Below are 26307 nucleotides of genomic sequence, written 5' to 3' on the forward strand. Positions count from 1 at the left end.
GGGGACCCTGTGGGAGAGTAGGACGCCGCCGAACAATCTTTCCAGTGAAGCCCCCTGACCATGTGTCAGGGGGCTTCACTGCGTTTACGGGCAGGCCGGTCAGACGAGGAAGCGCATCACCGCCCCCGCCACAAGTGCCCAGACCGGCGCTCCGATGCCGAACGCTGAGACGCCGGAGGCCGCCACCACGAAGGTGACGACGGCCGCTTCGCGTCCCTTCTCCTGCGCGAGCGCGGTGGAGAGGGAGGAGCCGAGCGTCGGGAGCAGTGCCAGTCCCGCGACGGCCTCCACCAAGAGCGGTGGTGCCGCGGTGAGCAGGACCGCGGAGGCTCCGGCAGTGAGGCCGAGCACGATGTAGCAGGCCCCCGCCGTCACGGAGGCGATCCACCGGCGTTCGCGCTCCGGGCCGGCGTCCGGTCCGGCGACCAGGGCGGCCGTGATCGCGACCAGGTTGACCGCGTAGCCGCCTCCCGCCGCTGTGACAGCCGTCGTGAGACCTGTCGTCGTGAGCACGGATCGCACCGGCGGGCGGTAGCCGAAGTGCCGGAGCAGGGCCAGGCCGGGGATGTTCTGCGAGGCCATCGTGATGATGTAGAGCGGGAGTGCGATCCCGATGACGCTCTGCCAGTTCAGTGCCGGGGCCGTGACGGTGAGGCGTGGCAGCAGGTCGTGTGCCGAGCCGAGACGGCCGTGTGTGTGGACGAGGATCATGACCAGGGTGGTGAGCAGCGCGCCGGGCGTCGCCCAGCGCCGGGCCAGGCGGGTCAGTACGGCCCAGATGCCGATCACCGGCAGTGTCAGCGCCGGGAGTTGGAAGGCGGCCTGGACGGGGGCGAGGCAGAGCGAGAGCAGGACGCCGGCCAACAGGCCGGTGGCGAGATTGCCCGGGATCGCCTCCACCAGGCGGCTGAGGCGTGACCAGAGGCCGGTCGCCGCAAGCAGCAGCCCGCAGAGGGCGAAGGCGCCGACTGCGTATCGGTAGCCCCCGGGCTGACGGCCGGCGGAGACCAGCAGTGCAGCGCCGGGCGTGGACCAGGCGAAGCTGAGCGGTTGGCGGAAGTGCAGTCCCAGCACGATGGCGAGCACGCCCATGCTGAGGCAGAGCAGCAGCAGTCCCGAGATTGCCTCCGACCGGTCCGCTCCGACAGCTCGCAGGCCGGTCAGGACCAGGGCGAAGGAGCTGCTGAACCCGACCACGGCGGTGACGAGTCCGGCGGTGAGCGGTTGGGTCGGGAGACGCAGACGTGCGGGCATGGACGGGTTCCCTCCTTGAGTGTGCGAGTGTTCCGTTTATGGAACGACTGGAGTGATCGGAACGCTAGCGGAGCGGCGATACTCGGCGCCATGGGTATCTCAGGCTCTGACATCAGAGGCTCGCACGTCAGCGGCTCTGGCATCGCCCGCTCCGAGACCGGCCGTGCGGGAAAGGGCGTGGTGACGGGCAGTTGGACCCCGGCTGCCGCCTCGGCGACGGGTGCGCGGATCCGGGCGCTCCGGGCCCAGCGCGGGATCAGCCTCTCCGAGCTGGCGCGGCGTGCCGGTATCGGCAAGGCCACCCTCTCCGGGCTGGAGACCGGCTCGCGCAATCCCACGGCCGAGACGCTGTATGCCATCGCCGGGCAGCTGGGCGTCCCGCTGGCCGAGTTGCTCTCGGCGCAGGGCGTCGGGCGCAGCGTGCCGGAGGTGCACGGCACGGCCGTGGTGGCGCAGTTGCTCGAGGTCTTCCGGGACGAGGAGATGAGCACGGAGCTGTACCGGTTGGAGATCCGCCCCGGACTCCTGCAGACGTCGCCCGCCCACCCGAACGGAGTGACCGAGTACCTGACCGTCTTCTCGGGGACGGCCCAGGTCGGTCCGGTCGGTCGTCCGTTGGTGATCCACGCGGGTGACCACGGTTCCTTCGTCGCCGACACTCCCCACACCTACGCCGCGTTGGGGGATGAGCCGGTGCTCGCGTCGCTGCTGATCCGGCATCCTCTGGGGCCTTCCGGACAAGACCGGCACCAGCCGGAGCACTGAGCCGACCCCGACCGGAAAGCAGCCCGCAGGTGTCGTCGCTTTGACGCGCGCGTTGTCAGCGGGTGGCACTACGGTGAGCGCTGGAAGGGGGAATCACGGTGCAGAACCTGACGCTGAGCTGGCAGTCGGCGGGCGCTGTCGCGGTCGTCGCCTACGGGGCCTCCGCTGCGCTGCGGCGCGTCGGTTCACTGTCGGAGCGCCGGGTCAACGTGGGGTTGGTGGTCCGCGAGCTGGGCACGGTGCTCGCGCTCTTCGCCGCGTGGCAGTTCGCCGGGCAGTTGTCCGTGATGAGCACCGACGGGGCGGTGGCGCGCGGGCAGGCGATCTGGAGCGCCGAACGGTGGCTGCATCTCCCGAGTGAGGAGACGCTCCAGGGCTGGGTGCTGCCGCATCCCCTGCTGGCCCAGGCGGCCAACTACTACTACGCGTCCATGCACTTCGGCGTGATGATCGCGCTGCTGGTCTGGCTCTTCCTGCGTCACCGGGAGGCCTACCCGTGGGTGCGGATGACGTTGGTGCTGGTCACGGCCGGTTCGCTGCTGATCCAGCTGATACCCGTGGCTCCGCCCCGGCTGCTGCCGGGTGACGGGATGCTCGACCTCGCCGTCTACTACAACCAGTCCGTCTACGGCACCACCCTCGGGGGCCTGCAGGCCGACTCGTACTCCGCCATGCCGTCGGTGCACGTGGCGTGGTGTGTGCTGGTGGCCGTGGCGGTGATCAAGGTGAGTCGGAGCCGGTGGCGCTGGCTGGTGATCGCGCATCCGGCGCTGACGGTCGCGGTCGTGGTGGTCACGGCCAACCACTACTGGCTGGACGGCGTCGCGGCCGTCGCCCTGCTGCTCCTGGCCTACCTGGTGCAGTGGCAGGCGAGCAGGATCCATCGGTCGTTCCTGGCCAGGCAGCCGGAAAGCCGGCCGGGGACCCCCCTCGGTCCCCGGCCGGCCCGGGTGGGCGTGTCAGGCACGCCCGGTGCGGTGGAACGTCAGTCGGTCATCGGGACCGAGGTCGCCGGGACCGAGGTTGACGGGACCGGAGTCGCTAGGGCCTGGGTCACACCGACGGGAGACTGACCGGCCCGAACGAGCCGCCGGTCAGCGAGAGCGTGGCGGCGTACCAGGAGCAGAGGCCCGCCACCGCGGCGACCCAGCCGCCGACCTTGTCGAGGCCGGAGCTGCCGCCGAAGGCGCCGATGGCCCAGAGGATCAGGGCTACGGTCAGCAGGCCGTACGTCCCGCGGACCAGCGTGCCGCCGCTGCGCCAGGCGGCGCCGGTCAGCGAGAGCGCGAGCAGGGCCCAGAGGACGAAGAAGAGTCCGCTTGCATTGGCGGACATCGGCGTGACCTGCGAGGCCGTGACCCAGAGCGCCCCGAGTCCGGCGAAGGCGGTGCCGGTGGCGGCGTTGTCGGAGCGGTACTCGATCAGGCCGGCGATGAAGAGGGTGACGCCGCCCACCCAGAAGCTCAGGTTCTTGGCGTCGGAGGCAGCGACGTTGTGGATGACACCGGTGCTGCCCAGGCCGTAGGCGAGCAGGGTGAGACCGAGGGCGAGGTAGCCGAGCGGTCCTGCTGCGGCACCGAGAGTGAGGGAGCGGTTGCTGGCCACCGCGGCTTCGTTGCTCACGGGGGCTCCTTTCACTGGTAATGCTGCCCGGCGGCGATCGGGTCGTGGCCGCCTTTGTCTGATGGTTGTTCCGTTCCCGACGGTGACGGAGTATCAACCTTCCGTAATCACCTTGATATCGAACATTTCCGAAGATTTGCCGTAATGGTGCAGCTAAGAGGTGTATGGGGCAGCGGAGGCGCGGGTTCCTCCGCCGTGACTCGCCGTCACCCCACCGAGAGCCGGTAACTCCCCGTCGCACAGCCGGTGATGAACCAGCCTCCCGGCACCTGGCGCAGCGTCAGTTGGCTGATGCCCTGTGTCTGCGGCGTGCTGGGCCGGGTGCGCCCCGGATACCAGACGGTCAGCGTGCAGGCCGGGCTGGACGCCGAGGCCGAGGACGCGGCAGACGTTGAGGCGGGTGCGGTGCCGGTCAGGGTGAGCGCGCCGGTGTCGGGGTCGGAGCTGAGACCGGTCAACGTGCCCGGCGCGGCCTGCGGGTAGGGCCGGGACAGCACGGAGACGACGTCGCCGGCCGGCGGGAGGTCCTTGCCGGTGGCGCAGTCCTCGCCGATCAGGTTGCCGGCAGTCGCCGCATGCGGGTCGCTCTCCGGGCTCCCGCAGGCCTGCTTCCAGACCCAGAAGGCGTCGCCGATCCCGGCCTCGTCCTCGGCGGCGGCGAAGCGGCGCATCATCGCGCCGTTCTCAGGGGTGTTGGAGCCGAACCAGCCCCACTCGCCCACCCACAGCGGCATGCCGTACGACTTGGCCTGCTGCTCGGCGAGCGTGAAGCCGCGTTCGACCGAGACCAGGGTCAGGCCGAACTGCTGGTCCATGGTGATCGACTGGTTGTAGAGGTGCGGCGCGAAGACCAGGTACGGGTCGGTGCTGAAGCCGCGCGGCGGGGCGGCGTCGAAGCCGAGGCCGGACCAGAGCACGCTCGGCTCGATGAGGACCAGATGGGGGAAGCCGCCGGGCGTCTGCCGCTCGGCGGACCGGATCGCCTGAACGGCGTGGTCGTAGTAGGCGCCCAGCAGCATGGAGGAGGTCGCGGGCGGGTCGTCGCCGATGCCGGGCTCGTTGAGCAGTCCGTATCCCGCGACGGCAGGATCGCCCGCGAAGGTCTGCGCCAACATGCCCCAGGTGGAGACGAGTTCGCTCTGGATGCCGTTCACGTCGTGGTAGAAGGCGGTGAAGGCACGGGCGTTGGCGGGGGTGAGATCGCGGCTCAGTGTCTGGCAGCTGGACGCGCCGTCGGTGACCGTCGCCCAGGCGGGGGCGCCGTCGTAGCCGAGCGCGGGCGTGCTGCCGGACGGGCAGCTGGTCCCGGGCGGCGCGGCGACGGCCGGTCCCCAGGCGTCCTCGTGCATGTCGAGCTCGGTGTAGAGGCCGTGCTTCGCCGCCATGGCGACGGTGGCCCGGATCCGGGCCAGGTACGCCTGCTCATACTGCCCGCGGGTGGGCTCCAGCGCGGACCAGGAGATGTCGAGCCGGACCACGTCGAAGCCGAGCGAGGCCATCTGGGCGAAGTCGCCGTCGGTGAGCGGCCGGACGGTCGGCGCCCCCGGCGTGGGCGGGGCGTAGTCGACCAGTTGGTTGACGTTGACGCCACGCAGCAGCAGCTGACGGCCGTTGACGTCGGTGATCTCCGCCGGCGCGCTGCCCGACGCCGGGCGGACGGTGAGGGCGGGCAACGGCTGCGCCGCGGTGGAGAGGGCGGCGGCGTTGACGGTCGGGGCCGCCGCGGTGGTCACCGGTGTCGCCTGCGCCAACAGCCAGGAGCCGACGGCCAGTACGGTCGCGGAGGCGAGCACGGTGGCCATCCGGCGGCGTTGCCCGGAGATCATCTCCAGCAGGCGGCTGAGCAGCAGCAGGGTCGGAACCACGGCCCAGCCGAACGCGGCGCCGAGGGAGAGCCCGGTGCCCAGACGGAGCGCGACGTCCGGCACGAAGAACAGGTCGCCGCCGGTCCCGCCGCCCGCCGAGCTCCAGCCGAGGTCGCGCGGCAGTGCGAGCAGCGCCTGCACCGCGCCGGCGGCGAGACCGCCGCCGAGGGCGGCCAGCCAGCCGCCCAGCAGCAGGTGACGAGGCCGGGTGTAGTCGAACCGGCGGCACGAACGCGTCAGCAGCACCGCCGTCACGATCGCGGCGGTGCCGAGCTCGACTGCGAAGCGCGCCGGGCCGAGGTCGAACCCGAACGGCATCCGACGCAGGCTCAGCGGCTCGCCGTAGAACGCGGCGGCGGGTGAGCCCTCCCAGAGCAGCGGCCCGAGGAGTGGCCCGAGCAGGGCCAGCGGGAGGGCCGTCCCGGTCAGCGACCACCGCCAGCCGTAGCGCGGCGGGAGCGTGCGGCTGCGCCGTACGGGCGTGAAGTCGGGGTCCCCGGCGGCGAATCGCGGGCGGTAGGCGAGCGCGCCGAGCAGCGCGGGCAGCCAGGAAATCAGCGCCGTCCGCTCGGCGGTGAGGCCGCAGTCCCACAGGGCGGTCGCGGCCAGTGTCCGCGCTCCGCCGTGGATCCCCACTCCGGCCGTCTCGGCGAGGAGCTGCGCGAGGCGCGCGATGGCGGTGGCGAGCACCGTCCCGCCCCAGAGCCGCAGCACGATCCGCCCGCGACGGGTCTCCGGCGCGGCGCTGCGGAAGGCGACGACGGTTGCCCACGCGGTGACGGCGACGAGCACGGGCAGGAAGACGGCCGCCCCGGCGACGGACCACAGCCCGCGCACGGGGGTCACCTGCAGCGCCGACCACGGCAGCGGCGCGAGCAGCCCGGTCGGGTCGGCGTAGGCGGCGGCGAGGCAGACCAGCAGCAGCGTGACGACGGTGATCACCGCCCCGAGGGCGCCGCCGCGCGCCGTCGGCGGGAGGTCGGCGTCTGTGACGCCGACGGATCGCGAGCCGGGGGTACTGACGGTGCGGGACACCCCGGCGATGCTAGGAGCGCGATATGTCGCGCAACAGGGGTCACTTGCCTGCCACGGCGGCACTTAGCGGTACGGAGGGGGACAAAATGGGGTGGAGCTGATGTGAAGGTTTAGCGTGCGTCATGGGCTTGAGGTTTGAACGCGCGTGAAAGCTGTGCGCTTCCTGAGCTCATTTGCAGTGGGCCAGTTGCACTACCCAGGGGCGCGGGGAACTGCGCGACGAGCCACCCACACAGGTAGAGCACCGAACGCGCAGGGTCATCCGCTCATCAGTGGTTTCTCTCGCGCGCAGTTGATCAAGCAAAGCCCCGCGCCCCTAGGCAGTGCAACTGCCTCGCCTGCGGGAACGGTTGCTCAGTGCGTCGGGATGCGGAGAGCCAGGATGGCCATGTCGTCCGACGCCGGGTCCGCGGCGAAGCGTTCCACCGCGCGCAGGACGCGGGTGGCGACCGCGCCCGCGGTGAGGCCGGTGCAGCCGGAGAGGACGTCGGCGAGGCCGTCGTCGCCCAGCATGCGGGAGCCCTCGCGGCGTTCCGTCACGCCGTCCGTGACGCAGAGCAGGACGTCGCCCGGATCCAGGACCAGGCTCTCGGCCTCCAGCTCCAGGTCGTCCATGACACCCAGCAGCGGCTGCGGGGACGCTGCGGCGGAGACCGTGCCGTCGGGGCGGAGCCGGAGCGGGAGGGGGTGGCCCGCACAGACCGTGCTGAGTTCGACGGTGCCGTCGTCGTGCGGCGTCATCTCGCCGTAGAGGAGCGTCAGGAACCGGCCGCGGTCGCCCTCGTCGAGGATCGCCGCGTTCAGACGCTGCAGCACCTCCGGCGCGGAGAGGCCCTCGCGGGCGAGCAGGCGGAGCGAGTGACGGGCCAGGCCGGTGACGGCGGCGGCCTCGGGGCCGGTACCGCAGACGTCGCCGATGGCGAAGCCGTACGTGCCCGGACGGATCGGGAAGACGTCGTAGAAGTCGCCGCCGACCTCGTTGCCCTCGCCCGCGGCGCGGTAGATGACCTCGACCTCGACGCCCGGCACCCGCGGCATCGCGGGCGGCAGCAGACTGCGTTGCAGGGCACGGCTGATGGCGGTGCGTTCGGAGTAGAGACGCGCGTTGTCGAGCGCCAGCGCGGCCCGGCGGGAGAGGTCCTCGGCGAGTTCGAGGATCTCGCGGCGGAACTTCTCGTCGGTGGGCTTGCCCAGCGTCAGCATGCCGATGACGCGGTTGCGCGCGACCAGCGGCAGCACCACCGTCTCACCGCCCACAGTGGTCGCGGCGAGCGCGGCGGCCTCCGTCGACTGCGGGCTGGCGGTCGCGGCGCCCGCGAGGGTCCGGGAGGCCATGGCGGCGCGCATCGCGGCGTCGCCGGGCGCGGGCCAGTCGCGTGCGCCGGGGGTGTTGAGGGGTTCCGGGGGCGCGATGCTGCCGAGGAGGGCGCGCAGGGCGTCGATTCGCTCCTCGTCCTCGTGCAGCACGAAGGCCAGCTCGGGCACGGACGGGTCGATGCCGGTGGAGGTGGTGTAGACGGCGCACCAGGACGCCAGCGTCGGCACGGTCATCTGCGCCATCAGCGCGAGCGTCTGGTCGCGCTCCAGGGTTCCGGCCAGCAGGTCGGAGGCCTCGACCAGGAAGGAGAGCGAGCCGCGGCGCAGTCGTTCCAGCTCGGTGAGTCGGGCGCTCTCGACGGCCAGTGCGATCCGGTCGGCCGCGAACTGCAGCCGCAGCGCGTCCGCGTTGCCGTACTGGCCCGGGGTCTGCGCGGCGACGCCGAGGGAGCCGGTGAGCCGGCCCTCGACCTTGAGCGGGACAGTGAGCACCGAGCGCAGGCCGGTCCCGGTCAGCAGCGGCACCGCGCCGGGGGAGTCGGCCAGGTCCTCGTGGACGGCGGGCAGCCGGGCCGAGCCGTAGCGGCCCACGCTGGACTCGACCGGGACCCGGGCGAACCGCTGCCGGTTCGATGGCAGGCCGGTGCTGGCGCGGACCTCCAGCTCGGTCTCGTCGTCGGTGGCCAGCAGCAGGTAGGCGGCGTCCCCGTCGAGCATGTCGCGGGCGCGTTCGACGGTGCGCTGGAGCAGGCCGTCGAGGTCGTCCGGGGCCTGGCCGCCCATGAGCGAGCCGAGGAAGGCGTCGGCGCCCTCGTGGCGGGTTCCGGTGCCGCTCTCGGTGGACTGGGCCCGCAGCGGCGCCTGCAGCACCGCGCGCTCCTCCTCGCGCACGAGCAGACAGACGGTGGACGGGCTGCCGTGCGCGTCGCGGACCCGCAGATGCGCGCCGTAGACGGTGAGCAGCCGCCCGTCGGCGCGGCGGATCGCGTAGCTGCCCTCCCAGCGGGAGAGCCGCAGCGCCTCGTCGATGCCGAGGCCGGTTCCCGGTGTCTGCGGCCAGGCGGCGAACTCGGCGAAGGGACGGCCGACCGCCTTGACCGCCGCGTGCTGGAACAGCAGCTCGGCGTCCTGGTTCCAGGCGGAGACCACTCCCTCGCCGTCCACCTGGAGCACCGCGACGTGGACGGAGGCGTCGGTCTCCGGCAGCAGGCTGTCGGGGGTGACCGGTCCGGCGAAACGGGTACCCGCCGCGCGGGCCGGGAGCTCCAGGGAGAACCAGACGCGCTTCTCGGTCGCGGTGTAGTCGACGCCCCAGCGGGCGGCGAGCGCCGCGCAGAGCAGCAGGCCCCGACCGCCCTCGCGCTCCAGTTCGGCGGTGCTGACCGTTGCCGGGATCGCCTGGCGTAGCGACAGCCCGGGCGCGGCCAGGTCCGCAAGGCCGAGCGCGGCGGCTGCCGCCGGGTCCGGACCGTCCTCAGCCCCCGGATAGATCGGCAGCGAGCGGCGCGGATAGCGGTCGGCGACCTCGACCCGCACCGAGTCGGTGCGGCGGACACAGTGCACCTCGGCAGAGGTGCCGGCGTGCACGACCGCGTTCGTGACCAGCTCGCTCACCAGCACCACGGCGTCGTCGACGACCTCGCCGAAGCCCCACCCCTGGAGGGTGTCCCTGACGAACGCACGAGCCGCTGCCACGGAGCGGCCGACCGGCTCGAACGTGGCGGCTGCCCGCGCGGTGGCGTCACCCACGAGGCGCCTCTCCTCTCTGCCGTCGCTGCGGCTTCCGCCGTTGCTACCGGCGTCGTTCTGCCGTCCCGGCCACCGTGGCGGCCCTGGCGGCGCGTACCTGAGGAAGCGAGTGCGCCCTCGGATCGGCGCGCACGCGGTCCAGCGCGCCGCTGTCCGGGCACTTGCCCAACGTCCCTTGTCGCCGCCAGGTTACTGACAGCGGTACCGCTAAGGGAGCGAAGCAGGTACGTTCGGTGACTTGATCAGGTTCGAACAGGACGTGATCACTGTCCCGTTGCCCGACCGGATACCCCGCCGTACCCCTCACGCAACCCTCTACGGTCGTTAGATTGTGGGGGTGCGTCCCGTGCGGGACCGCGCCGGACAACCGCGGCACCCAACGCAACTCTGGAGGCAGGCCGGTGGATTCGAGCAGGGCGACGGCTGTCATGGCGTCCCGGGGCGGTACCCCGCAGGGGCGGGGACGCCGGGGCCGGGGCGCGGACGCGGCCGAACTACGCAAGCTGCTGTCCGCGTTGACCGCGATGCGGGACGGCAACTTCCGACGGCGGCTGACCGTACCAGGTGACTCGGTGCTGGCCGAGATCGCCGCGGTCTTCAACGAGGTCGCCGAGCGGAACCAGCACCTGACCGGCGAGTTGGCCCGGGTCCGGCGCGCGGTGGGTCGCGAGGGACGGCTGGGCGAGCGGCTGGAGATCGGCGCGGGCGAGGGGGCCTGGGGCGCGGCGATCGACAACTGCAACGCGCTGATCGACGACCTGGCCCGCCCGATGGCCGAGGTCGGCCGGGTGCTGGGCTCGATCGCCGAGGGCGACCTGGAGCAGCGGATGGAGCTGCGCGCGGTGGGCCCGGACGGTGGGACGCATCCGCTGCGCGGCGAGTTCCTGCGGATCGGTCGGACCGTCAACGGCCTGGTCGAACTGCTCTCCGAGTTCACCGACGAGGTGACCCGGCTGGCCGTCGAGGTCGGCACCGAGGGCAAGTTGGGCGGCCAGGCCCGGGTCCGCGGCATGTCGGGCACCTGGCGGGACCTCACCGACTCGGTCAACATGATGGCCAGTCGGCTGACCGCGCAGGTGCGCGACATCGCGCTCGTCACCACGGCGGTCGCCAAGGGCGACCTGTCCCGCAAGGTCACCGCCCAGGTGGCGGGCGAGATGCTGGAGTTGAAGGAAACCGTCAACACGATGGTGGACCAGCTCTCCTCGTTCGCCGCCGAAGTGACGCGGGTGGCCCGCGAGGTGGGCACCGAGGGCCGGCTGGGCGGTCAGGCCGAGGTGCCGGGCGTGGCCGGCACCTGGAAGGACCTGACCGACAACGTCAACTTCATGGCGTCCAACCTGACCGACCAGGTGCGCAACATCGCCCAGGTCACCACCGCGGTGGCCCGCGGCGACCTGTCGCAGACCATCGAGGTGGACGCGCGCGGCGAGATCCTGGAGCTGAAGAACACCATCAACACGATGGTGGCGCAGCTCTCCGGCTTCGCCGACCAGGTGACCCGGGTGGCCCGCGAGGTCGGCACCGAGGGCATCCTCGGCGGTCAGGCGATGGTCCCCGGCGCGGCCGGGGTGTGGCGCGGGCTGACCGACAACGTCAACTTCATGGCCTCCAACCTCACCTTCCAGGTGAGGAACATCTCACAGGTGGCCTCCTCGGTCGCCAAGGGCGACCTGACCCAGCGGATCACCGTGGACGCGCGCGGCGAGATCCTCGCGCTGAAGACGACGCTCAACACCATGGTCGACCAGCTCTCCTCGTTCGCGGACGAGGTGACCCGGGTCGCCACGGACGTCGGCACCGAGGGACGGCTCGGCGGTCAGGCACAGGTGCCCGGGGTCTCCGGCACCTGGAAGGACCTGACCAGCTCGGTGAACCTGATGGCCAACAACCTGACCAACCAGGTGCGCAACATCGCCGAGGTCACCACGGCGGTGGCCCGCGGTGACCTGTCGAAGAAGATCACCGTCGACGCCCGCGGCGAGATCCTGGAACTGGTCACCACCGTCAACACCATGGTCGACCTGCTGTCGGTCTTCGCCGACGAGGTGACCCGGGTGGCCCGTCAGGTGGGCACCGAGGGCATCCTGGGCGGCCAGGCCCGGGTCAAGGGCGTCGAGGGCATCTGGCGCGACCTGGCCGAGAACGTGAACGGCATGGCGTCGAACCTCACCTTCCAGGTGCGCAACATCGCCCAGGTGGCCACCGCGGTCGCCGGCGGCGACCTGTCGAAGAAGATCACCATCGAGGCGCAGGGCGAGGTCGCCGCACTGGCCGACACCCTCAACACCATGGTCGACCAGCTGTCCGGCTTCGCCGACGAGGTCACCCGCGTGGCCCGCGAGGTGGGCACCGAGGGCATCCTGGGCGGCCAGGCCCGGGTCCCGGGCGTCGCCGGGATCTGGAAGGACCTGACCGACAACGTGAACCTGATGGCCGACAACCTGTCCGGCCAGGTGCGCAACATCGCCCAGGTGACCACGGCGGTCGCCAAGGGCGACCTGACCCGCAAGATCGACGTCGACGCGCGCGGCGAGATCCTGGAGCTCAAGACCACCATCAACACGATGGTCGACCAGCTCTCCGCCTTCGCCGACGAGGTCACCCGCGTGGCCCGAGAAGTCGGCACCGACGGACGCCTGGGCGGCCAGGCCCGGGTGCCCGGCGTGGCCGGGACTTGGCAGGACCTGACCGAGTCCGTCAACGAGCTGGCGGGCAACCTGACCCGCCAGGTGCGCGCCATCGCCCAGGTCGCCACCGCGGTGACCCGCGGTGATCTGAGCCTGCGCATCGACGTGGACGCGTCCGGTGAGCTCGACGAGCTCAAGGACAACATCAACCAGATGATCGCCAACCTGCGCGAGACCACGCGTACCAACCAGGAGCAGGACTGGCTCAAGACCAACCTGGCCCGGATCTCCGGTCTGATGCAGGGCCGCCGGGATCTGGAGGCGGTCGCCGCACTGATCATGAGCGAGCTGACACCGGTGGTCTCGGCACAGCACGGCGCGTTCTTCCTGGCCATGCCGTCCACCCGGGGCGACCTGGTGACCGACCCGGGCGACGGCGTGATCGAGCACGAGACGGTGCTCCGCCTGATCGGCTCCTACGGGTACCAGCGCCGAGCCATGCCGACCGCGTTCCACCCCGGGGAGGGGCTGGTCGGGCAGGCGGCGACCGAGAAGAAGCCGATCCTGCTGCGGGACGCCCCGCCCGGATACCTGAAGATCGCCTCGGGGTTGGGCGAGGCCGCTCCGGTCAACGTGATCGTGATGCCCGTCATGTTCGAAGGACGGCTGCTCGGCGTGATCGAACTTGCGTCGTTCAACGCGTTCACGAAGATCAGCATGGACTTCCTCGATCAGATCGCAGAAATGATCGGTGTCACCGTCAACACGATCGCGGTGAACACCAAGACCGAGGGCCTGCTGCTGGAGTCGCAGCGACTCACCGCCGAACTCTCCATGCGTTCCGCCGAGTTGGAGGCCCGTCAGGAGGAGCTCCAGCGCTCCAACGCCGAGTTGGAGGACAAGGCCGAGCTGCTGGCCGCGCAGAACCGCGACATCGAGATCAAGAACTCCGAGATCGAGGAGGCGCGCCAGGTCCTGGAGGAGCGCGCCGAGCAGCTCGAACTCTCCACCCGCTACAAGTCCGAGTTCCTCGCCAACATGTCGCACGAGCTGCGCACGCCGCTCAACTCGCTGCTGATCCTGGCCAAGCTGCTCTCCGACAACAACGAGGGCAACCTCAGTCCCAAGCAGGTCGAGTTCGCCGAGACCATCCACGGCGCGGGCTCCGACCTGCTCCAGCTGATCAACGACATCCTGGACCTGTCCAAGGTCGAGGCGGGCAAGATGGACATCCGGCCGGCCCGGATCGCCCTGGTCCAGCTGGTCGACTACGTCGAGGCCACCTTCCGGCCGCTCACCGCGGACAAGGGACTGGACTTCGCGGTCCGGGTCTCGCCGGAGCTGCCGGTCACCCTGCACACCGACGAACAGCGGCTGCAGCAGGTGCTGCGCAACCTGCTGTCCAACGCGGTCAAGTTCACCGACTCCGGCGCGGTCGAGCTGCTGATCCAGCCCGCGGGCGGCAACGGCGGCCAGCACCGGGTGCCGCAGCTGATCCGGGAGCAGATGCTGGAGTCCGGCGCGATCAACGACCCGGAGGAGCCGCTGATCGCCTTCTCGGTCACCGACACCGGCATCGGCATCCCGCAGAACAAACTGCGGGAGATCTTCGAGGCGTTCAAGCAGGCGGACGGCACCACCAGCCGCAAGTACGGCGGCACCGGCCTCGGCCTGTCGATCAGCCGTCAGATCGCCCGCCTGCTCGGCGGCGAGATCAACGCCGAGAGCGAGATGGACCGCGGCAGCACCTTCACGCTCTACCTGCCGCTGCGTGAGGAGTCCGAGCCGCACCCGATCATCGCGGGTGCACTGCCCGGCGGTGGCCAGGTCAACCCGGCCGAGCTCTGGGCCCAGGAGGTGATCGGCGCCGCGCACGAGCGCCGCCGTGCCGCCGCCGCGACGACGCTGCCGCGTCCGGGAGCGGCTCCGCGCGAGGAGAACAGGCCGGAGCCGACGGTGCGGCCCGCGTCGCCGCGCCCGGCACGTCCGGTGGAGCCGGCGCCGACCCCCGCCGCGCTGGAGCCGGGCGAGCAGTCCCGCCAGCCGCGGCAGGCCGGTCGCGACGACCTCGCCGAGTTGCCCGGGGCAGGAGCCGGTACCGGTACCGGAGCCGGGGCCGGTGCCAGGGAGGGGACCGGGGACGAGCCGGTCACGCCGGTGGAATCCGATCCGGCGGGGGCGCACGACGATTCGTTCGCACCGTTCTCCGGACGGTTCAGCGGCGAGAAGGTGCTCATCGTCGACGACGACATCCGCAACGTCTTCGCGCTCACCAGCGTCCTGGAGACCTACGGCCTCGGCGTGCTCTACGCCGAGAACGGCCGCGAGGGCATCGAGGTGCTGGAGCAACACGAGGACGTCGAGCTGGTGCTGATGGACATCATGATGCCGGAGATGGACGGCTACGCGACGACCGAGGCGATCCGGCGGATGCCGCAGTTCGCCGGGCTGCCGATCATCGCGCTGACCGCCAAGGCGATGAAGGGCGACCGGGAGAAGAGCCTGGCGGCCGGGGCGTCCGACCACGTGACCAAGCCCGTCGACACCGACCACCTGCTCGGCGTGATGGAGCACTGGCTGCGGGCCCGGGAACGCTGAGATCCGGTTCTGAGAAGCACGTCACACCGGACCGTTCGTCCAGTCGTGCGCGGACCGGGGGGCATATGCGTCCCGGTCCGGGCATGAGAGGGTTGATCCGGGCTGGTCGCCGGGCACATGACCGGAACCCGGCCGGTCAGGTCCGGCTCGCGTCCCACAGGTAATCTCGCTGGAATCGGCTGTCCCCACTCGTAAGGGTGGTGGCTTCGCACCGCAGGAACCGGATAAGGTCACTCGGCGTTGCTACCGGTACTGGCTGGGTCACCGGATGCGGGCAGTGAGGTGCGGATACCATGACCGTCGGCAGGGCAGCAGTGGACACACGAACGGTGAACGGGTCCGACGCGTTCCGGGGGACGGCGACAGTCGTCGCGCCCGCGGCGGGGGCCGGGCGAGGAGGGCAGGCCATGGTGCAGAAGGCCAAGATCCTCCTTGTCGACGACCGGCCGGAGAACCTGCTCGCCCTCGAGGCGATCCTCTCCGCGCTGGACCAGACGCTGGTGCGCGCCAGCTCCGGCGAGGAGGCGCTCAAGGCGCTGCTCAACGACGACTTCGCGGTCATCCTCCTCGACGTGCAGATGCCGGGCATGGACGGCTTCGAGACCGCCGCCCACATCAAGCGCCGCGAGCGCACCCGGGACATCCCGATCATCTTCCTGACGGCGATCAACCACGGTCCGCACCACACCTTCCGTGGTTACGCGGCCGGTGCGGTGGACTACATCTCCAAGCCGTTCGACCCGTGGGTGCTGCGCGCCAAGGTCTCCGTCTTCGTCGAGCTCTACATGAAGAACTGCCAGCTCAAGGAGCAGGCCGCGCTGCTGCGGCTACAGCTGGAGTCCGGGCAGGGCCCGGGCGCGCCGCTGCTGGCCGAGCTCTCCGCGCGTTTGGCGGCGGTCGAGGAGCAGGCCGAGGCGCTCACCAAGCAGCTCGCCGACGCGGACGCCGCCGAGCCCGCCGCCCTGGCCACCGCGACCCACCTGGAGCGCCGTCTGGCCGGCCTGCGCCGCGCCCTCGACGCCCTCGACCCGGAGTCCGGCACCGCGCCCGTCCCGAACGAGGGTTGACCGCACGCCGTCTGACGGCGTGTCGCGCTTGACGCGTACCCCGGGTGCACTTCTTGTGCGACACACCCCCGGCAACCCCCTCCGGCGCGTGTTGCACCCCTGTCTCCGCTAGTAATCTGAACGCCATGGCCACACGCACGTCCGGAAGCGGTTCGCAGACCCGAGGCGCGGGGACGGCGAAGAAGGCCACGGCTGCCAAGAAGCCGGTGGCCAAGAAGCCCGTTGCGAAGAAGGCACCGGCCAAGAAGTCGGTGCCCGCGAAGAAGGCTCCGGCCAAGAAGGCCGTCGCCGCGCCCGCACCCAAGCCCGCACCCCCCAAGCCGCTCGCCTACCGTGCCGTGCGCGGCAGTTGGCTCGGCGTCGCCAACGGCGTCGGCTCCGTCGCGCGCGGTTTCGGCAACGGCGCGAAGAACCTCCATCCCGCCCATCGCAAGGACGGCCTGGCGCTGCTGCTGATCGCGCTGGCGCTGCTGATCGCGGCCGGGTCCTGGTCGGACCCGCAGGGCTGGCTGGGCGTCAGCGTGACCGACGTGGTCAAGGGCGCGTTCGGGCAGCTCACGGTGGTGCTGCCGGTGCTGCTCTTCGGCATCGCGGTGCGGTTGATGCGTCACCCCGAGCGGCCCGAGGCCAACGGACGGATCGTCATCGGCCTGACCGCGCTGACCATCGGCGTGCTCGGACTGATCCACATCAGCTGCGGCGCGCCCGGGCTCCAGGCCGGGGCCGGCCAGATCCGCAACGCGGGCGGGCTGATCGGTCTGGCCGCCTCCCGCTGGCTGATGTCCGCGGCCGGACCGGCGCTGGCGGTGCCGTTCCTGGTGCTGGTCTCCTTCTTCGGCCTGCTGGTGGTCACCGCCACGCCGGTCAACCAGATCCCGCAGCGCCTGCGGGTCCTGGGCGAGCGACTCGCGCTGGTCGAGCCCTCGGACCTGCATGACGACGGCGGTGATTTCGACGAGTTCGCCGGTCTGGACGGCCTCGGCTTCGGCGAGGACGACGAGGAGACCGGCGCCGACGCGTCGATCGACGACTTCGAGGGGGGCCCCGGGACGCCCGAGGAGCGGGCCGTGCTGCTCGCCAAGCGCAACCAGTTGGAGCGCGAGGGTGCGGTCACCCCGCGTCGCAGGCGTCCGCGCCGCCGCGTCGGGGCTGGCGCGGACCAGGAGCAGCCGGACCCGTTCGACACCATCGGCGTGGCCGCCGCTGCCGCCGCCGAACTCGACGGTGCGGTGATGAACGGCGTGCAGCCCTCGCCCGCGCTCGCGGACGTCCTGGGCCGGGTCAAGGACCGCACGCCGCCCAGCGACGTGCCGTCGCTCGACAACGACGCGGAGCACGGCTCGCCGCACGGCGTGCAGGACCGCGGCGGGCCGGTCGACATGGACAAGCACCTCGCGGACGCGGGGATCCCAGGGATCCCGCCGATGCCGACCGATGCCCCCGAGGTCCCGCTCCCGGGCGCGCGCAAGGAGGACTCGGCCGCCGCCGCAGCGGAGTCCGACGGCAGCGCCCTGCTCCGCTCCGAGCAGCTGAAGCTGCCGGGCGACAGCTACCGCCTGCCCTCCTTGGACCTGCTCACCCGCGGCGGTCCCGGCAAGTCGCGCAGCAAGGCCAACGACGACGTGGTCGCCTCGCTGATGGGCGTCTTCGCGGAGTTCAAGGTCGACGCCGCCGTCACCGGCTTCACCCGGGGCCCGACGGTCACCCGCTACGAGGTCGAGCTCGGTCCGGCCGTCAAGGTCGAGCGGATCACCGCGCTGGCGAAGAACATCGCCTACGCCGTGGCCAGCCCCGACGTCCGGATCATCAGCCCGATCCCCGGCAAGTCGGCGGTCGGCATCGAGATCCCGAACACCGACCGGGAGATGGTCAACCTCGGCGACCTGCTGCGCTCGCAGACGGCCGCCGCCGACCCGCACCCGATGCAGGTGGGCATGGGCAAGGACGTCGAGGGCCAGACGGTGATGACCAACCTCACCAAGATGCCGCACATCCTGGTCGCCGGCGCCACCGGCGCAGGTAAGTCGTCCTGCATCAACTGCCTGATCACCTCGGTGCTGATGCGGGCCACCCCGGACGACGTGCGGCTGGTCCTGGTCGACCCCAAGCGGGTCGAGCTGACCGCCTACGAGGGCGTCCCCCACCTGATCACGCCGATCATCACCAACCCGAAGAAGGCCGCCGAGGCGCTGCAGTGGGTGGTCCGCGAGATGGACCTCCGCTACGACGACCTCGCCGCGTTCGGTTTCCGCCACGTCGACGACTTCAACCGCGCGGTGCGGTCCGGCAAACTCCAGCCGCCGCTCGGAAGCGAGCGCGTGCTGACGCCCTACCCGTACCTGCTGGTGATCGTCGACGAGCTGGCCGACCTGATGATGGTCGCGCCGCGCGACGTCGAGGACTCGATCGTCCGCATCACCCAGCTCGCGCGTGCGGCGGGCATCCACCTGGTGCTGGCGACGCAGCGCCCGTCGGTGGACGTGGTCACCGGTCTGATCAAGGCCAACGTACCGTCCCGGCTCGCCTTCGCCACCTCCTCGCTCGCCGACAGCCGGGTCATCCTGGACCAGCCCGGCGCGGAGAAGCTGATCGGCAAGGGCGACGCGCTCTTCCTGCCGATGGGCGCGGGCAAGCCGATGCGCATGCAGGGCGCGTTCGTCACCGAGGAGGAGATCGCCGCCGTTGTCGAGCACTGCAAGGCGCAGCTCCAGCCGGAGTACCGCAACGACGTCTCGGTCGGCTCGGGCCCGAAGAAGGAGATCGACGAGGAGATCGGCGACGACATGGATCTGCTGGTCCAGGCCGCCGAGTTGGTCGTCTCCACCCAGTTCGGTTCGACCTCGATGCTGCAGCGCAAGCTCCGCGTCGGCTTCGCGAAGGCGGGTCGGCTGATGGACCTGATGGAGTCGCGCGGCATCGTCGGACCGAGCGAGGGTTCGAAAGCCAGGGACGTTCTCGTCCAGCCGGACGAGCTGGATGGCGTACTCCTCACCCTCCGGGGGGAATGACCGGGCGAACGCGTATCCGGAACCGCTTCGCAGACGTTGTCGGCGTGGGGGAACCGACAGGCGCGGGGATGCGTGACTGCTTCCGACGCACCGTCACATCCCCCGTCGGACCAGCGGGTCCCGCTGCGGGTCGGGGGACGGTTCGTGCCGCGGACGGACTGGGTAACGATCCGGATGCGGACCTTCTCTTTCGGCCGAATCCCGGTTGAGCAAGGCTCAGACCCGCCCCCTAGACTGGTGTTTCGACGGCGTTCCCGGGGGTGGCGATCCCCGGGCGAAGCCTGGCCGCCCACGTTGGAAAGGCGCCCCTTGTGACGACCGGCACGACCTCCTCCGGATCGAACGAGCCGAACGAGCCCACTGTGCCTGCCGCGGACTCCACGGACTCTGCGGAGACCACGGCGGCTGCGCCCGCAGCCCCCGCGGTGTCGAGCGTGCCCGGCATGCCGAAGGCGCCCAGCTTCCCGAAGGCACCCTCCGTGTTCGACCCGGCCGACGCGCCGCAGGCCCCGGTGCTGCCGGGCGGCTACCAGCCCACCATCGGACAGGTGCTCGGCACGGCGCGTACCGCCGCCGACCTGACCGTCGACGAGGTCAGCGCGCGGACCCGGGTCCGGGTCCCGATCGTGCACGCGATCGAGGACGACGACTTCGTCCGGTGCGGCGGCGACTTCTACGCCCGTGGTCACATTCGCGCCATCGCCCAGGCGGTCGGCGTCGACGGCGACGAGCTGGTCCGCCGCTACGACGCCGCGCACGGCGGCAACCCCGCGGACGCCAAGGTCCCGCTCTTCGAGACGGCGGGCGACCGCCGGATCTCGACCGAGCGACGCCGCCCGAACTGGACGGCGGCGATGGTCGCCGCGATCGTCGTCGTCATCGCGGTGATCGGCTTCAACCTGGCGAGCAGCGGCCCGAAGGCACCGGTGGCCCAGGCCGTCACCCCGGCCACAACGGCTTCGCCGTCGATCGGCCCCGTCCTCCACCCGAGCCTGCCGCCCGTGACCCAGGTCAAGCCGAGCGCGATCGCGGCGGCCCCGGCGGGCAAGGTCACCGTCAAGCTCGTCGCGCAGAACGCGGACAGCTGGCTGCTGGTGAAGGACGCCTCCGGCAAGACTCTCTTCCAGGCTGACCTGACCCAGGGCCAGACCCAGACCTTCACGGACGCGAAGCAGCTGAAGCTGGTGCTGGGTAACGCGGGTGCCGTCCATGTCTGGGCCAACGGCAAGGACCTCGGCATGGCCGGCCAGACCGGCCAGGTGGTCAACGTCACCTACACCCCGGGCGACCCGGTCGCGGGCTGAGACCTGTCGTTGCACTGTTCAGGGCAGGCACTTCCTCTATGCACAATTGTAGCGGGCGGCATAGGCGCTGATCAGGGGTTTCGCCAAAATGGCGTGACCATCTCAGCATCGATGCCGCCCGCACTGCTGCACGCGGGCAAGGCTTTGGGCGGTGTCCTTGACGGGGCTGGGGTCGGGCGCTGCTGGGGGGCCGTAAGCTTGCGCGCAAACTCGGGCAGGCTCCTAGCCTGCCCTTAATGTGACCGAGTGGCCCCCCAGAAGTGCCCGACGCGGGTCCCGCCGCGTCAAGGTGCGTAAAGCTTTGCCCGCCCCAGCCATCGTTCCTAAGGGTCGGCTGTCCCTCACGGGTGGAGAGTCTTCAGCGGCGCACAACGGCCCCCGCCTGATGGCAGGGGCCGTTCGCTGTTCCCCCGACTTGCGCCAGGGGTACTGTTCTGTTGTCGAAGCAGAACGGAGAACAGTATGCCCCCGGGCGTCTTCGAGCACACCGGCGCACGCATCCGACATGCACGCAAAGTGCGCCATTTGACACAGCGTGAGTTGGCGGACCTCTCCAACGTCTCATACAGCACCCTGACGAAGATTGAGCAAGGGGTGATGCCCGCAAGTCCGTCGGTGGTCGGGGCGTTGGCTCGTGCTCTCTCCATGCCCGTCGCTGAACTCAACGGGCAGCCCTACCTTCAGGAACTCAGGCAGGACCAGTTGGACGGGCTGATTCAGCCCATCCGAGAAGCCCTCAATGTGTATGACCTGGGCCCGGATCCAGATGTTGAGCCCCGGCCGCTGCACGAGTTGGTTGAGCACTCGGAGCAGCTCTGCGCTCTGGTCCGCGCTACTGACATCAAGCTGGTGGCCAGTGAGCTCCCTGGCCTGATCAGCGAAGCAACGACCACCGCGCATCTCAGTGGCAGTGACCAGAGCTGGCAACTGCTGGCCAGTGTTTACCGCACTGCCTATGACGTGACGACGAAGCTCGGTTTTGCGGACTTGTGCACGGTTGCACTGGACCGCATGGAGTGGGCGGCGCAGCGCGCCTCTGATCCGATCCTGAGCGGGATGCGTCAGTACCTGCGCTCGCTGGCGTACTTGCGCGCTAGCGACTACCGGACGGGTGCACGCCTGGTCCGGGCGGGCATGGTGACGCTGGAGGCTGCGCCCAATGGACGGGTGCGCGACGTTGTCACCGGTCAGCTGCACCTCGGGGCGGCTGTGCTCGCGGGCAGGGACAAGGATGAGCACACGGCTGAGCGACACCTGGTCGAAGCTGAGCGGCTCGCGGGCATCACCGGGCCTGCTGAGCAGGTCCACTGGTTGTCATTCGGCCCGACCAATGTTGGCGTGCACCGTGTTTCGGTTCTCACGGAGCTTGATCAGTACCCCGAAGCCGTGGAGGCTTTCGGTAAGACGCGTGTTCCCGAGGGCTGGCCGCCCTCGCGGGTCGCGCACCACTACACCGAGGTTGCGTGGGCGCAGCTTTGGACGGGACACATCGACGCCGCGTTCAGGCACTTGCAGATGGCCCGCAAGCTTGCGCCGCAGCAGACTCGCTACCACCCGAAGGTGCGTGAGACGTACGCCGGGCTAGAGTCGGCCAAGCGGCGTATGCCCGACTCCTTCGGCAACTTCGGGTCCTGGCTGCACATCTGACGACCCATATTCAAGGGCCGGAACTATCAGAGATCACTGATAGTTCCGGCCCTTCTGTATTGGCATGCTTACAGACAGTTGGGACCCCGGCGACCGCGCGAACGGCCCCGGGGCGTGGCCAACCTGAGGAAGCAGGCTGACATGCATGAGGTTATCGCTATGTGGCTCTGCCCTGCGCTGGTGCAGTGGCGTCGACGTGCCGCGCTGCTACTGGCGACATGGGGCGTCGATGTGGGGGCGCGCCGGATCCACGGGGTGAAGATCGGTGCGGGACCGCTGGCGGTGGCCCGGTGATGGGGGCAACGGAGCAGAGGCCCGCGCAGTCCGCTTCTACCGCCCGGGTGCTTCACCGGAGCTTCCGAGGAGAGCTGCCGAGTGTGCCAGCGGTACGACGATGGGCCTGGGAATCGATGCAGACGCTGGGAGTGGACGACGAGACGGCCGATGACGCCGCGCTCGCTGTGTGCGAGCTGGTGACAAATGCCATCAAGCATGCAGGCGTGACGCGGGGAGTCTCCGTCGTGCTCCACCGCTGGCGACAGACCGGGGTGCGGGTGGAAGTGGCGGATGACGGTCCTGGACGCCCGCGCCTGACCTCGCTGGATGCGATGGCGGAGTCGGGGCGCGGATTGCACTTGGTGGACTCGCTGGCACAGTCGTGGGGCTGGAATCCGCGCATCCTGGGGCCCGGGAAGGTGGTCTATGCCTGCCTGGGGCCGGAGGGCGCACCGGAAGACCTGTTCCCCCTCCCAGAGCCCGTACCGGTGGGCAACTGTCCGGACTGCGAAGCGCTGGTCGGAGAACGAGTGGCAGCGCGCGGGGTTGGAGATCGCAGCGCAGCGGCGGACGTGAACGTCCTGATGCGCAAGCACCAAGGAGAGATGCACTGATGGCACGTCGGCGGTTCCGCTTCCGCGAATACCTGATTGCGCCCGATGGCGCGGCCATGCCGGAGTTCGGGGCTGAGTGTGTTTCAGGTGAGGCCGCAGACTGCGGTGCCGAGTCCGGCGTGATGCTCGGGCTAGCAGAGGTTGAGCGATGGATCGCGGAACACGTGCGGGATACCGGCCACAGTCACTATCGACGCACCGCAGGCGAGTACGTCACGGCTAGTCCCGGGGAGTGGAGTTGATCCCGCTCACAGAGTTAGTGATCCCCGGTCTAGCTGACTTCGCACGGGGCGGCAGACCTGCCCCCGCCGAGACGGACGACGGCAATCGCTGGGTGAACGGCGTCTGTTGGCTGTACTGCGGTCACCGGTGGACGCGGGTGCTGTGGATCGGTCCGGTGTCGGTCGCCGGGGCTGAGGCACCCGCGTACGCATGCGGTCCGTGTATCGGGAAGCTCAATGAGCTTCTGTGGAACGCGATCCTTCTCGACGACGGACCCGTCTCAGCGGAAGCGACCCGCCTGGAGCTGCCTGCCAGCGGTGCACATTCGGGTCGGCACCGTGGTCGGTCTCGGTGGCGGCGGCGATGATGGCAGGGACAGTGTCGGGGCGACTGCGGGAGGGGTGAGGTTCATGGCTACGCGGAGACATGAGGCACAACAGCAGGGATTTCGGTGCGGCTACTGCTACAAGCCGGTGCGGGTGGCGGTTGCCCGGTTGGCCACGGTTCGCGGTCAGGTGCTGTACGTGCACAAGTGGCATCCGGTCCGGCCGGGTGAGGGGCGCTTGCTGCGCTAACCGCTGAGACTCCCGGGCACGGGTGCGGCGGTGACACGCTGCGTGTCTGGGGCGGGGCCCCGGTTCGGTCGATCGCCGGGGCCCATGCAACTCAAGATTTTGCCGGACCACCCGTGACCTGGCGGGCTGGGGTGGTCCGGTGGGTGTGAACCCGGTGCCGATGGTACCCGGGTGCTTTGGCATGTTCGGAGCCGGGCTGGCCGCTGGGGCGGGATTGACGCCTCGTCAGTGGTGGTTCGGTGTAAGGCGGGTGATGTTGTCGGCACGGTGTGTCACCCTGGTAGGTCGGATGCGTCCGACTTTTGGGTATGACGGCGGCATATTCGGCGCTGGTGCCCAGGAGTTGAGGGGTGTCCGCGCGCATGGAGTTTCGGTGGGGCACGGAATCGGACAGAGGACGGCGAACGTGCACAGCTACGGGGATGACAGCGAAGAGGGCGACGGCTTTGCGTGTGCGGGGCCTGAGTTCGTCGGCGGGCCACTGGTCGCGGGGGTGGACTATGAGGGGGCCTGGCTGGAGGCTCGGGCGGCTGCCGATACAGTGAACGCCGCGCTGCTGAAACACGGGCTCTCGCGGGCGCTGATATGGGCGCAGCCGGGTTGGGCACAGGACGGGACCGGCGTGGTCTATCTGGAGGGAACACCGCTAGGGGCCCGCAAGTTGGGTGCCGCCCTGGACCGGACGGCCAAACGCAGAACCTCGGCGTGCGAAGGGGCCTGAGCTGCACTTTAGCGTCAGACTGGGCACGCGGCCGGCAGGCCCGCGGCCTTGGGCGGACGGCGTGGCTGCTCGCGTCCGGGCGGCACGGCCCAAGGCCGCTGGCCTGCCTGCCGCCCCCGGCCACCGCTACTGGTCCCCGCGTTGGCCGCCGGTCGTCGGCGTCGTCTGGTCGTGCTGCTCTGGGGAGTTGAGCGCACGGGGCGGTCCGGCCGCCCGCCCGCGAACGGCCGCAAGGCCGCATGCGCAAGGGCCGGGCGGCAGGGGCCGCCCGGCGGCGCTCGCGCCGCCCTTGAGTGAGTAAAGGCTAAATGCGACAGCCCCCGAGCGGGCGAGATGCTCGGGGGCAGCGGTGCGCTTGGCCGGTCAGCGTTGTGGCTTGGCCTTGGTGGCTTTGGGCTTGGGGCTGGCCTGGATCGCGTAGGCGAACTGCGCCTGACCCGCGCCAAGGCTAGTGGTCTCCAGGATGAGCGGGCGATCGTCTGCGCTGGTGAGTGTGAGGCGCTGGGCGATCAGCAGCGGTACGCCTTCGGCGAGGTGAAGCGTCGTCCGCTCGTCGGGCTGGGGCATCCGCGCGCCCACGGTGTCCCGCCACTCCAACTCGCCGTGTGCGGTGGCGAGTATCGCGTACGCCTTGGCCACGGATACGGCGGCGTCCTTGGCGAGCGGGGTGCCGGTGATGTTCTCCATGGGCAGGATCATGCGGTGCAGTGCCCGGGTGCCGCTCGGCTCATGGATCAAGGGACATTCGACCGCGTACGCCGCGTCCTTCTCGGCGAGTTCCAGCAGAGCGGCCGTGGCTGCGTCGATGCGCAGGTGCACGGCGGCCGGTTCCCCGACCTGGGCCCACTGGTCGGCCCAGGTGCTGTAGCGGTTTCCGGTGCGGGTGACGCTCTGGTCCATGAGCACGCTGCCGTGGGTCTGGCGGTCGCGCACGAAGGTGCCCCGGCCCTGCTGGACGTCGAGGAGTCCCTCAGTGCGCAGAGCGGCAACCGCTTGGCGGATGGTCGGACGTGAGACGTCGTAGAGGGAGCTGAGTTGCTCCTCAGGTGGGACTTGGCGTCCTGGTTCCCACTCGCCGGTCATGATCGAGGCGCGCATCTCGTTCGCGACCTGTTTGTACAGGGCTTCTGCCTTGATGATCGCCATAGCCGCCGTGCCCCCAATATGACGGTTTGCCCGCCGTCGTTTACCCGTTATCGAACATTTATGCGAGATCGTTCCCGCTGATCAGCCCGCCTGCGACTGCCCTTAGGCGTCAGACGTAAGCATGAATCCCCTTGCTTGCCGGGTCAAGCGGGCGCACTCTGGGGCCAACGTCAAACGTGCTTACAACTGACCCCATGGGTTTGCTGTAGGGCGGCATTGGAGGTTGGAGTCATGTCGTTGAAGAACCTCCCGCTGGATGCGGGGAAGCTCGGGGCGGCGATGTGCGTCGGCATCGAGCAGAAGACCGACAACACGGGTGCGGTCAAGGCAGACCCGCAGGGGGTTCCGCTGTGGGTGGTCTCGGTGGCGGTGCGCCCGGAGGGCCGCCGGGGTGCGCTGATCGAGGTGTCGGTGTCGGGTGAGCCCGAGGGGCTGGTCGTCGGCGGGTACGTGCAGCTGCACAACCCGGAGGCGTTCTGGTGGGAGATCGCCGGAAAGGCCGGGCTCAGCTTCCGGGCCGACCGCGTCACCCCGGCTCCCGCGCCGCTGGCCCCGGACGCCACCCCCGCCGCTGCGGCGGCTGAGGGTGTCGAGTCGCCGCGTGCGGGTCGGGCGGGTGCCAAGTGAGCGCGCGTGACTGGCGGCACCTGCGGGAGCGGCTGATGGATCTGGCGGACCTGGCGGACGAGATCGTTCCCGGGCTGCCGGTGGGCTCGTACCGGTTCCTGTACCAGATCATCGCGCCGATGGCGGAGGACGCGGCTCGGCTGGCGCGGGACCTGGAGACCGAGATAGCGAACGAGGCTGCGGAGAACGGCGTCATCCTGCCCCCGCTGGACACCGACCGGGATACGCCGTGAGTGGCGGCAACTGGTGGGAGCCGGGGGCGGT

16 protein-coding genes are annotated in these 26307 nt (G+C 70.4%); 11 read left to right on the plus strand and 5 right to left on the minus strand.

Going from position 1 to position 26307, the window contains the following annotated elements:
- Positions 1 to 99: 99 nt before the first annotated feature.
- Entirely contained in the window at positions 100 to 1254 is a 1155-nt protein-coding gene (locus tag ABH928_RS28080) for a benzoate/H(+) symporter BenE family transporter (RefSeq protein ID WP_370071409.1), read from the minus strand.
- A gap of 90 nt (positions 1255 to 1344) precedes the next feature.
- Between ABH928_RS28080 and ABH928_RS28085 the strand changes: the two genes are divergently transcribed.
- On the plus strand, positions 1345 to 2019 hold the full coding sequence (locus tag ABH928_RS28085; protein ID WP_370071410.1) for a helix-turn-helix domain-containing protein: 675 nt from the start codon (positions 1345 to 1347) through the stop codon (positions 2017 to 2019).
- Between the two features lie 98 nt (positions 2020 to 2117).
- Entirely contained in the window at positions 2118 to 3092 is a 975-nt protein-coding gene (locus ABH928_RS28090) for a phosphatase PAP2 family protein (protein WP_370071411.1), read from the plus strand.
- Here the strand turns inward: ABH928_RS28090 and ABH928_RS28095 are convergent.
- The 3 genes from ABH928_RS28095 to ABH928_RS28105 all read right to left on the minus strand — a co-directional run bounded on the left by ABH928_RS28095 (position 3073) and on the right by ABH928_RS28105 (position 9608).
- The gene (locus ABH928_RS28095) at positions 3073 to 3642 is read right to left on the minus strand and encodes a GPR1/FUN34/YaaH family transporter (protein ID WP_370071412.1); all 570 of its coding nucleotides are present in this window, start codon (positions 3640 to 3642) and stop codon (positions 3073 to 3075) included. The two genes, ABH928_RS28090 and ABH928_RS28095, sit on opposite strands and share 20 nt — an antisense overlap.
- 206 nt (positions 3643 to 3848) lie before the next feature.
- A complete protein-coding gene (locus ABH928_RS28100) occupies positions 3849 to 6542 on the minus strand; it encodes a cellulase family glycosylhydrolase (RefSeq protein WP_370071413.1) in 2694 nt (897 codons plus the stop codon).
- A gap of 354 nt (positions 6543 to 6896) precedes the next feature.
- The gene (locus ABH928_RS28105; RefSeq protein ID WP_370071414.1) at positions 6897 to 9608 is read right to left on the minus strand and encodes a SpoIIE family protein phosphatase; all 2712 of its coding nucleotides are present in this window, start codon (positions 9606 to 9608) and stop codon (positions 6897 to 6899) included.
- A gap of 428 nt (positions 9609 to 10036) precedes the next feature.
- On the opposite strand from ABH928_RS28105, the gene ABH928_RS28110 reads away from it, so the two are divergent.
- The 7 genes from ABH928_RS28110 to ABH928_RS28140 all read left to right on the plus strand — a co-directional run bounded on the left by ABH928_RS28110 (position 10037) and on the right by ABH928_RS28140 (position 22752).
- Positions 10037 to 14836, plus strand: coding sequence for a HAMP domain-containing protein (locus tag ABH928_RS28110; RefSeq protein WP_370071488.1), 4800 nt, complete (start codon positions 10037 to 10039; stop codon positions 14834 to 14836).
- Between the two features lie 407 nt (positions 14837 to 15243).
- Complete coding sequence (locus ABH928_RS28115; RefSeq protein WP_370071415.1) at positions 15244 to 15903, plus strand: two-component system response regulator; 660 nt, start codon at positions 15244 to 15246, stop codon at positions 15901 to 15903.
- A 125-nt stretch (positions 15904 to 16028) separates the two neighbouring features.
- Complete coding sequence (locus tag ABH928_RS28120; protein ID WP_370071416.1) at positions 16029 to 18911, plus strand: DNA translocase FtsK 4TM domain-containing protein; 2883 nt, start codon at positions 16029 to 16031, stop codon at positions 18909 to 18911.
- A 311-nt stretch (positions 18912 to 19222) separates the two neighbouring features.
- On the plus strand, positions 19223 to 20215 hold the full coding sequence (locus ABH928_RS28125; RefSeq protein WP_370071417.1) for a helix-turn-helix domain-containing protein: 993 nt from the start codon (positions 19223 to 19225) through the stop codon (positions 20213 to 20215).
- A 462-nt stretch (positions 20216 to 20677) separates the two neighbouring features.
- A complete protein-coding gene (locus ABH928_RS28130) occupies positions 20678 to 21862 on the plus strand; it encodes a helix-turn-helix domain-containing protein (RefSeq protein ID WP_370071418.1) in 1185 nt (394 codons plus the stop codon).
- Positions 21863 to 22003: 141 nt separating this feature from the next.
- On the plus strand, positions 22004 to 22156 hold the full coding sequence (locus ABH928_RS28135; protein WP_370071419.1) for a hypothetical protein: 153 nt from the start codon (positions 22004 to 22006) through the stop codon (positions 22154 to 22156).
- Positions 22156 to 22752, plus strand: coding sequence for an ATP-binding protein (locus ABH928_RS28140; protein ID WP_370071420.1), 597 nt, complete (start codon positions 22156 to 22158; stop codon positions 22750 to 22752). The genes ABH928_RS28135 and ABH928_RS28140 overlap by 1 nt, the downstream gene beginning before the upstream one ends.
- A 1881-nt stretch (positions 22753 to 24633) precedes the next feature.
- On the opposite strand, the gene ABH928_RS28145 is transcribed toward ABH928_RS28140, so the two are convergent.
- Positions 24634 to 25416 carry a GntR family transcriptional regulator gene (locus ABH928_RS28145; protein ID WP_370071421.1) on the minus strand — a complete coding sequence of 261 codons (783 nt, stop codon included), beginning with the start codon at positions 25414 to 25416 and terminating at the stop codon, positions 24634 to 24636.
- A gap of 231 nt (positions 25417 to 25647) precedes the next feature.
- On the opposite strand from ABH928_RS28145, the gene ABH928_RS28150 reads away from it, so the two are divergent.
- Both ABH928_RS28150 and ABH928_RS28155 read left to right on the plus strand, forming a co-directional pair.
- The gene (locus ABH928_RS28150) at positions 25648 to 26043 is read left to right on the plus strand and encodes a hypothetical protein (protein WP_370071422.1); all 396 of its coding nucleotides are present in this window, start codon (positions 25648 to 25650) and stop codon (positions 26041 to 26043) included.
- A complete protein-coding gene (locus tag ABH928_RS28155; protein ID WP_370071423.1) occupies positions 26040 to 26276 on the plus strand; it encodes a hypothetical protein in 237 nt (78 codons plus the stop codon). Before ABH928_RS28150 ends, ABH928_RS28155 begins: the two co-directional genes overlap by 4 nt.
- Positions 26277 to 26307 lie beyond the last annotated feature (31 nt).

Source organism: Streptacidiphilus sp. MAP5-3 (assembly GCF_041262505.1).
GTDB lineage: Bacteria > Actinomycetota > Actinomycetes > Streptomycetales > Streptomycetaceae > Streptacidiphilus.